An 8,448-nucleotide genomic window follows, 5' to 3' on the forward strand; every position below is an offset into this window, starting at 1 on the left:
AAACATCTATCTACCAGCGCCATCGGACGGGTCGTCCTGGCGGCGCTTTGTAGCGAACCAATACGCTCCCGCAGCGATGCCGCTCAGAAGCATGAGACCGGCGCCCACGAGGAGCATGGAGTTTTCGGTCCACCCCGCGCCGGTGAGCGGGAGGTCCGTGAGGACTTTCACGTTGTTGAAGGTGGAAGCGGGGATGGCGTCGGGCGCGGCGGCGGAGGGTTGAACCTCGACGCCCTGCCCGTCCTTACCCAGGGCGTTGCCCATGTCGTCCTTCACCTGCGTGACCGTGGTGGAGGTGGTGAGGCCGGAGTACTTGCCGGTCATCTCGTGCAAATCGGCTTTCACGGTGACGGCCACTTGGTACTCGGCCTTGGAGTAGCGGAGCTTGTCGATGGCATCGGCGTCGGGCGCGACCTCCTTCACCGTGTAGATGTAAGTCTTGGCGCCCGTCGGGTTCGAAGCGTCGTTCGTGGCGAGGTACTCTTTGGAGAACGAGATTTCGCCAAAAGATGCCTCGATGTCGTTGACCTTGGTGGAGTCTGCGGGAGCGACGGAAATAGTCTTCGGGTCAGGCATAGGAGCGCTATCCTTATTTGGCCCCGTAGCCTCGATGCTGAAGTCGAACGCAACGTATTTACCGCTGGAATCCTTCGGCCAGTCCGTATTACGGACGGATTTAATCACCGGGATCTTCACGGACGTGGTGGCAAGAGCGTCGGAAATGTAGACGTTGTTCCCGGCAATCGTCGGGCTCTTTCCCTCGGTCCACGTAATGGAGCCGTCCTTGAACACCTTGAACTCGTAACCCGCGTCATTCAAGTTGTAGCCAATCGGAGCCTGGGTCTCAACAAGCGTGTACGTACCCGGCAGCAGGCCCTCGAGCTTGAACCTGCCATTCGTGACGTCGGCATCGGCCCACGTGGTCTCGCCCGAAGCCGACTGGTCCCTCACGGTCCAAGACTGCGCCTCGATCGTACCATCGGCACCCAGTTTCGCAAGCTTCCACTCGGAACCAGCCAAAGGAGTGTATCCCTTGTCTCCTTCCTCAACCTTGGTCCAAGACACCGTACCGGTGATCTTGGTGTTGGAGATGGCGCCCGTGGTGTTGGAAGGTGTGAACGGAACCTCGTTCCCGTTCTCATCCACGTAGCCCTGGACATAGTTCACCGACTCACCAGCATTGTTCATGGTTGCGTAGTAGATCTTGTCCGAAACCTGGTAACCCTCCGGCGCCGTCTCCTCTTTGATGTAATAGGTGAATGCCGGATTAGAATCCGAGATCTCCTTACTCGGATCGGCCTTCTGGTTCAAATAGTTGAACTGAAGCTTGCCATCAGTAGAAGCGTAATCGTTGGCAGCGCCATCCGTTACCGTAACGATGGGACCCGTCCCGTTCTTGGCATCTATGACAGTGCCGTATATCGTCCACGAGGAACCGGAAAGCAGCTTAGTACCATCCGCAGCGTCGACCTTGCTCCATGCAATGGAGGAACCGTCCGGTGTATACGAGCCAGACCACGGGAAGTTGTGACGCTCCTGATCCATATCGATGACGGAAGCCGAGTTACCCTCATCAAATGCTGCGGCAACCTTCGGGCTGTTCATTGAGAAATCGACGCCCACATAAACGCGACCGTTGGTAGTCACATGGTCGTCGAAACTTCCGTTGGGAACGAGAATCGATCCGATCATAGCCGCCGCAGGATCGTCGTCAGTCCACTTGGCACCAATGGTTGCGCCACCGTATTCCCAGTCCGCGCGGTCCTCTCCCGCGATGCCGCCCCGAATGGTAAGGCTTTGCGTATCGACAAAGTTCCACATGACGGATTGAGAAGCCGTCGCGTATGCCTCGCCCAGCGGTGTGCCGGAATATTGAGTTTCGTAACCACGCGAAATCTCGGTACCGTTCCACCAAAAGCGCCAGCCATTGTGAAACTCAATATTCGAAGATCCGGTAACGTTCACAACAACCGAGGCGCCCTTGGGAATGCCCTCGAATGCGAAATCAACGCCACGATAATACTCGTTGTTGTATGTATTGCTCAGCTGAGAAGCATCGATGGTGAACACCTGCTGCATAGAGGTGTTGTCACCCTTAAACTTGATAAGACGCTCGCTATTCTTGAATTGCCTACCATTGAGCGACGTATCGGCGCAGTCCGGATATATGGTCTTATACGACTCATCAAACACCAGGCCATAATTACAATCCGTATTGTCGTACTTGTTGATGATATAGCGGTTGTCCTGATGGCACGCCGGAGCAACGCTGCAGCTCACTTCGCCCGTCTTCGCGAACGAATTCAGCTGGTTAGAGAGCGTGGTGAGATAGCCTGTCTCTCCGCTGTAATTCGAATAGTCCTTGCCATTAATGTTGTTGAGGAAGTCGACTTGTTTGAACAGCGAACTTTCGTCCGCATTTTCCCCTTCATAGAAGTCGCCCTGAGTTTTCACCACAGACTGGCGCCTGTCGTCAGAATTCCAATAGGTAATGGGACCCGCGATTGCCGCGGTATAGTCGTCGCCAATGGCTTCAGCGTTATGTGAGCTCTTTTGCTTACCAACCCAGGCACCCTTGTTCCACGCGCCAACGGAAGCCGATGCGGGCTCGCTTGTACCAACCTGGATTTCTTTGATAGAGGTCGCGTTACTCAAGCCCGCGACCGCAAGAACGACGCTGCCCGCAGAAGGACGAAACTGCGCACCAAAGCCAACGGTACCGAAGCGAAATCCCGCGCCAGACGTATTGTTTTTACCATCCGTGTAAGGCCAGCTCTCCTTGAGGGGATTGAGCGCAAGCTTACCCTGCACGACGGTAAGGCCCTCGGCCTCGACGGCATATGAACCTGCAACGTTGTCGCGTGTGAGGTAGGAGGGGTCCGCAGGCTTGCCTCCTACGTACATGTCCCTTCCAACGAATGTGGCCACGCCGGGATCGTGGGTAGAGACATCGATATTCGTACCGATGCCGATAGGCGTGGGCTTGTAGATGCCCTTGTTCACAGTGGTAGCCGCGCTCGCAGAGGTGGCCGCGCTGAACGGGGACAGCAGCGTGCTTGCAACGAGAACAGTTGCCATAAAGCTACATGCGGCGAACTTCTTCACTTTGAGCACCCCATTACAGTTTCCTCGGTAGAAACTGTCTGGGTGTCGCTGGCGATGGCCTGCGAGATCGGGGGCATAACGAGCGACAGTACCAGGCTCAAAACGGAAGCTCCGCACAAAACACCTGCCAGCACACGGTGTGCCGCTTTTTTACTCTGCTTAGTTTTTTCTGAATTCGCTTTCATCGATGTCTCCTCCCCAAGAGACCGCGATCTTACTCTTTCACTATCAAACGTATCTGCGCAATCTGTAATTGCGCTCGCGTAGTAATACTATTGTAACTATTGTTTAAACAACCGAGCAACAAAACCGACATTTTTGTAGTCAGTTCTCAATTCTCTTGACATTTGCTCGGATTAACCTTCGTTTATTCGCTATGAAATATCTATTTCTACAGGTAATTAAGCCAGTTATCAGTTTTTTAATAGCATTTTATTTATTTGCACAACATTTTGCTCAAGAGCAAGCATCCTGTGAACGGTCGAAAATCGACCGTGAACGGTAGGTCATTAACCGGGAGGAATAGACTACCAAATTGATGGGAATATCTTTAACTCATCGGTGGTTAGAAGCGTAATGTTCAGACAACCATATCTGAATTTTCGCGCAGATTTTAGGCATCAATTCGCCCAAATCGCCTGAGGCCACCACAAAGGTGCCTGCCCCTTCGTGGTGGTTCTCCCCCGGCGCTACAGCAGATGCTCCTCGATAAAGATCGCGATGCCGTCTTTGTCGTTGCTGGCGGTTACAAAATCGGCGGCGGCACGGGTGGCGTCGCTGCCATTTGCCATGGCCACGCCCACGCCGGCGTCGGCCACCATGCAGGTGTCGTTGTCCGCATCGCCAAACACGCAGATGTTCTGGAGCTCCATGTCGTTGAGCTCCGCCACGCGCACAAGGCCGCGCGTCTTGGACACGCGCGGATCCATGAACTCGTAGAGCCGCTGCGTGGTTTGCAGAGCCGCCGCCTTGACGGTGCTATCGGCAAACGTCGACGCCCGCTCAATCACCCGCGGCATTACCTCGGGTGCCATGGTAAACATCACCTTGGGTTGCGGCTCGCGCAAAAACTCGGCAAAATCGACCACCTGGTAGGGCACGCCGTCGACACGCGACAGGTGTTCGACGCACGCGTTGCTCTCGGGCACGTAGAACACGCCGTCTCGGGGGCAGACGGGCGTTGCCGGAAGGTCCGCCATGTGCTTGCAGATGCGCGCGATGGTCTCGCCCGGCAGCGGATAGCTCAGCTCGTTGATGTCGTGTGCGCGGTCGATGACCTCGGCGCCACCGCAGCCCACCAGCACGTCCACCAGGCCTTCGATGCCCCAGAGCTCGTACATGGCCTCGGTCGCGTGGGCGTCGCGCCCGGTGCACAGGCCAAAGAGCACGCCGCGCTCGCGCAGGGCGCGGACCGCCGCCACGGTGCGCGGGGACACCGTGTGCTCGCTCGTGAGCAGCGTGCCGTCGATATCGCAGAACACGGCTTTGATGTGGCTGAAGGTGGTGTCCATGGGGGCCTTTCTGGGTTGTGCGGCGGTGTGGGGTGTATTCGTGAACGGCGTACATGGTATACCAAGGCACAGGCGCGGCCCGTCAAAGCAAAAACCACCACAAAGGTGCCTGGCCCCTTTGTGGTGGCCGGACCCGCAGGATGGCCTGGCCCGAGACGCAAAGCATCACAACATTCGACGTTTTTCGGCAAAATCGCGATTTTCATCGAATGTTGTGATGGTTTTTACTGCTTTGCGGCACGATCCAAATGCCGGCGACCAAATAGCAGCAACGCCGCGGGAACCGCCGTCACGACCATGCCCGCCCCTACGAGCGTCTGCTGCACGCCAAACGTCGCCGCCAGCCACGGGGCAATAGCCAGCGGGGCCACGCCGGCGAACATATTGCCAAAGCCCATGACCGAGTTCACGCGGCCAAGCTGCTCGAGCGGAGCCGTCGTTTGCACGATGGTGTTGTGGAGCGGGTTGACGACGCCCCAAGCTATGCCCAGTACAATCTGGCCGACAAGGGCCACGCCCACGTACGGTGTTCCCACATAGAGCAAACTTCCCAGACCCACGGACATGAGCGCCACGAGCAGCGTTTTAAGGTTGACCAGGTGCGGCGGCATGCGGAGCGCGAGGACGGCGCCCAGCACCGCGCCCACACCGCTGGCCGACGAGAGCCAGCCCATCCACTCAACGCCGACGTGCAGAACATCGCGGTAGAAGAACGACTCCAGCGGGTCGAAGGCGCCGTAGCCAAAGTTTGAAAGGAAAATAATGCAGAACAGCAGGGCGAGGACGCTGTTGGTAAAAACCGTCTTGATGCTGGTCGCGAAGGTTGCACGGGTGGATTTACTGAAGTCGGAGCTTTGACTGGCAGTACTTGCCGTTGTGCTGCTATCCGCGTGAGCACTTTCGCGCGCGGCGACGCGACCTGCTTGCGGCCTAAAGCCCCAACCGGCGACGAGCGCCAGTACGGCAAAGAGCATCATGAGCACAAACACCGCGCGCGACGACGCAGCAGCCGCGACAAAACCGCCCAGCGTGGGTCCGACGATGATACTCACGTTTGAGAACATGGCGATGGCGGAGTTGATGTCTTTGAGCTCGACAGGATCGTCGGTGAGGTAAGCCGGATAGGATGTGGCGATGGGCTGGGCGAACCCCATCACAAAGCCCAGGAGCACCGCGCCGAGCAGGACGATGCCGGTCGCGCTGCCAAAAACGAGGATCGCCGCGCCGGTTGCCAGCGTGCCCACGATGCTCAGCAAAAAATGACGGCGCGGGCCCCAGGCGTCGAGCGCCGCGCCACCCGCAAAGGATCCCAAGATCACGAATACGTTCATAAATAGGACGGCCAGCGATGTCGCCACGACCGAAGCGCCGTCCGCATAGGTAAGTGTTCCGATGACGCCGATAAAGTAGCTGGTTTGGAAGCCGGTGTAGATGAGAAAGCGCATCGCCACCAGGCGCTTGGCCTGCACGGACAGCGATGACTGAGGCTTTGAGAAAAGAGAGGCGAGCATGAAGACTCCTTGTTTCATACGAATGCGGACGGTGGGCATTCGCCACCGTCTGTCAAATCAATCTATCCGCATGAAACATTAAGGACGCATCAAGCCCCTTCTCTCCGTTTTTCGCCCGTCATGAACTACTTGGTAGATTGTAAGACATGTCCCACACATCTACCAAAGCAAAAACCACCACAAAGGTGCCTGTCCCCTTTGTGGTGGTTGCGACGTTTACGCTGGTTGAGACTTGGCTAGGCCAGGTCGGCGCCGTTGGTGGCGATGACCTTCTTGTACCAGAAGAAGCTGTCCTTGCGGCTGCGGGCGAGCGTGCCGTTGCCGTCGTTGTCCTTGTCGACGTAGATGAAGCCGTAGCGCTTCTTCATCTCGCCGGTCGAGGCGCTCACCAAATCGATGCAGCCCCACATGGTGTAGCCCATCAGGTCCACGCCGTCCTCGATGGCAATCTCCATCTGCTTGATATGCTCGCGCAGGTAATCGATGCGGTAGCCGTCGTGAATCGCACCGTCCGCCTCGACCTCGTCCACCGCGCCCAGGCCGTTCTCGACGATCATCAGCGGCACCTGGTAGCGGTCGTAGACCTCCTCCAGGTAGTAACGCAGGCCCTCGGGGTCGATCGCCCAACCCCAATCGCTCTTCTTGAGGTACTCGTTGCCGGCGCCACCAAAGATGTTGCCCTGCTCCAGCAGCACCGGGTCAGCCGTGGCCGTGGCGCTCATGTAGTAGCTAAAGCTGTAGAAGTCGACCTTGCCGGCGGCCAGCGTGGCGGCGTCCTCGGGCGAAACCTCCACGTGCACGCCTTCGCGGCGCCACACGCTGGGCGCCCACGAGGGATACGCACCGCGCACCTGCACGTCGCCGCAGTAGAAGTTCATCTCGCGCTGCTGCTTTTGTGCGGCCAGAACGTCTGCCGGATTGCACGTGTGCGGGTAGCAGGCGTTGCCGGCGATCATGCAGCCGATCTTGTTCTGGGGATCGATCTGATGGCCCATGGTGACGCACTTGGCGCTCGCCAGGAACTGATGGTGCAGGGCATCGAAGCGCGCCTGCGGGTCGTCCCAGTCGCAGTCGCCAAAGGCCATGGGCGTGTCGGTTGCCTCGGGCACCATGCCGCCGCCCATCACGCCGCCAAAGCCGCCCATGAGCAGGCAATTGATTTCGTTAAAGGTGAGCCAGTAGCGCACCAGGCCCTTGTACTCGGTCATGACGGTGCAGGCGTAGTTGAGGTAGAAATCGATGAGCTTGGGGTTCTTCCAGCCTCCGTAGTTTTTGGACAGACCATAAGGCAGCTCATAGTGGCTAAGGGTGACCATGGGCTCGATGCCCTGCTCCTGACAGGCCTGGAACACACGGCGGTAGAACTCGATGCCGGCCTGGTTGGGCTCGGCCTCGTCGCCGTTGGGGAAGATACGGCTCCAGTTGATGGACATGCGGTAGCACTTAAAGCCCATCTCGCCAAAAAGCTTGATGTCGTCGAGATAGTGATGGTACATGTCCACGGCCTCGTGGCTGGGATAGTGGTACTGGGGCAGAATGCCGTCGGTAATGTGGCGCGGCTCGGAGACCGTGCCGCCGGTCATGATGTCGGGAACGCCGAGGCCCTTGCCGTCCTCGTTGTATCCGCCTTCGCACTGATTGGCGGCAGTGGCACCGCCCCACAGAAATCCATCGGGAAAAGCCATGTTGGCTCCTTTCGTACGTGTTGGGATGTTGCGTGGACGCCGAAGCGGCGTCCACGAGGTAATTTGCGTCCCGATCGGAGTTCGCGTTGAGTCGGCCGCCACGAAACCGGCCCATCTACTACGTTTAGTCGTGAACCCCCGACCACGCCGCAATTGTCAAAAATAAAACCGCAGGTAGACGGCTTGGCGGTTTTCGAAAAACCACCGTGTGGTTGGCCCCTACCACTTAAACGTAGTAGATAGGCCGGTTTCGTGGCGAGGCATGTTGCGGGACGCGCACGGACCGACCCATCGAAACTATGCCGGCTTAAGATATGCGGACGGAGCTGACGGAGACGACGTTTGCCCAGATAAAACCGACCAAAATAAACCTGTCCCTTATTGGCAGGTTCAAAACCATGCCGGTTTACGGGGCAGAACCAGTGCCCCTTGAGCATGCCAGAAACGGCAAGGACAAAACCGCAGGTAGGAGGCTTGTCAGTTTACGGAAAAACGGGGTATGGTCAGCACTCACCGTTTCAGCCCCGTAATCCGGCATGGTTTTGATTTTGGGCAGTCGCTCGGACGAGCGCATGGCATCTAGCCCCTTTGAAAAAAACCGGCGGGGCGCTCCCCCCCCCCCCCCCCCCCCCCCCC

General features: G+C 57.9%; 5 protein-coding genes. All 5 read right to left on the minus strand.

Annotated features, from left to right (window positions below):
- Nucleotides 1-6: 6 nt before the first annotated feature.
- The 5 genes from DXC90_RS02700 to DXC90_RS02720 all read right to left on the minus strand — a co-directional run bounded on the left by DXC90_RS02700 (nt 7) and on the right by DXC90_RS02720 (nt 7,812).
- On the minus strand, nt 7-3,078 hold the full coding sequence (locus DXC90_RS02700) for a SpaA isopeptide-forming pilin-related protein (protein ID WP_147326598.1): 3,072 nt from the start codon (nt 3,076-3,078) through the stop codon (nt 7-9).
- A 23-nt stretch (nt 3,079-3,101) separates the two neighbouring features.
- Nucleotides 3,102-3,290, minus strand: coding sequence for a hypothetical protein (locus DXC90_RS02705; protein WP_117734654.1), 189 nt, complete (start codon nt 3,288-3,290; stop codon nt 3,102-3,104).
- Between the two features lie 504 nt (nt 3,291-3,794).
- Entirely contained in the window at nt 3,795-4,616 is an 822-nt protein-coding gene (locus tag DXC90_RS02710; protein ID WP_117734655.1) for an HAD family hydrolase, read from the minus strand.
- Between the two features lie 224 nt (nt 4,617-4,840).
- The gene (locus DXC90_RS02715) at nt 4,841-6,127 is read right to left on the minus strand and encodes an MFS transporter (protein ID WP_158550208.1); all 1,287 of its coding nucleotides are present in this window, start codon (nt 6,125-6,127) and stop codon (nt 4,841-4,843) included.
- Between the two features lie 236 nt (nt 6,128-6,363).
- Complete coding sequence (locus tag DXC90_RS02720) at nt 6,364-7,812, minus strand: family 1 glycosylhydrolase (RefSeq protein WP_117734657.1); 1,449 nt, start codon at nt 7,810-7,812, stop codon at nt 6,364-6,366.
- Nucleotides 7,813-8,448: the final 636 nt, after the last annotated feature.

The sequence above is a fragment of the Collinsella sp. TF09-1AT genome, assembly GCF_003436895.1.
In the GTDB taxonomy this organism is placed as follows: domain Bacteria; phylum Actinomycetota; class Coriobacteriia; order Coriobacteriales; family Coriobacteriaceae; genus Collinsella.

Coding starts and splice junctions, on each gene's coding strand:
- DXC90_RS02715 (WP_158550208.1), bottom strand. CDS start 6,127: ATGCTCGCCTCTCTTTTCTCAAAGCCTCAGTCATCGCTGTCCGTGCAG.
- DXC90_RS02720 (WP_117734657.1), bottom strand. CDS start 7,812: ATGGCTTTTCCCGATGGATTTCTGTGGGGCGGTGCCACTGCCGCCAAT.
- DXC90_RS02710 (WP_117734655.1), bottom strand. CDS start 4,616: ATGGACACCACCTTCAGCCACATCAAAGCCGTGTTCTGCGATATCGAC.
- DXC90_RS02700 (WP_147326598.1), bottom strand. CDS start 3,078: ATGGCAACTGTTCTCGTTGCAAGCACGCTGCTGTCCCCGTTCAGCGCG.
- DXC90_RS02705 (WP_117734654.1), bottom strand. CDS start 3,290: ATGAAAGCGAATTCAGAAAAAACTAAGCAGAGTAAAAAAGCGGCACAC.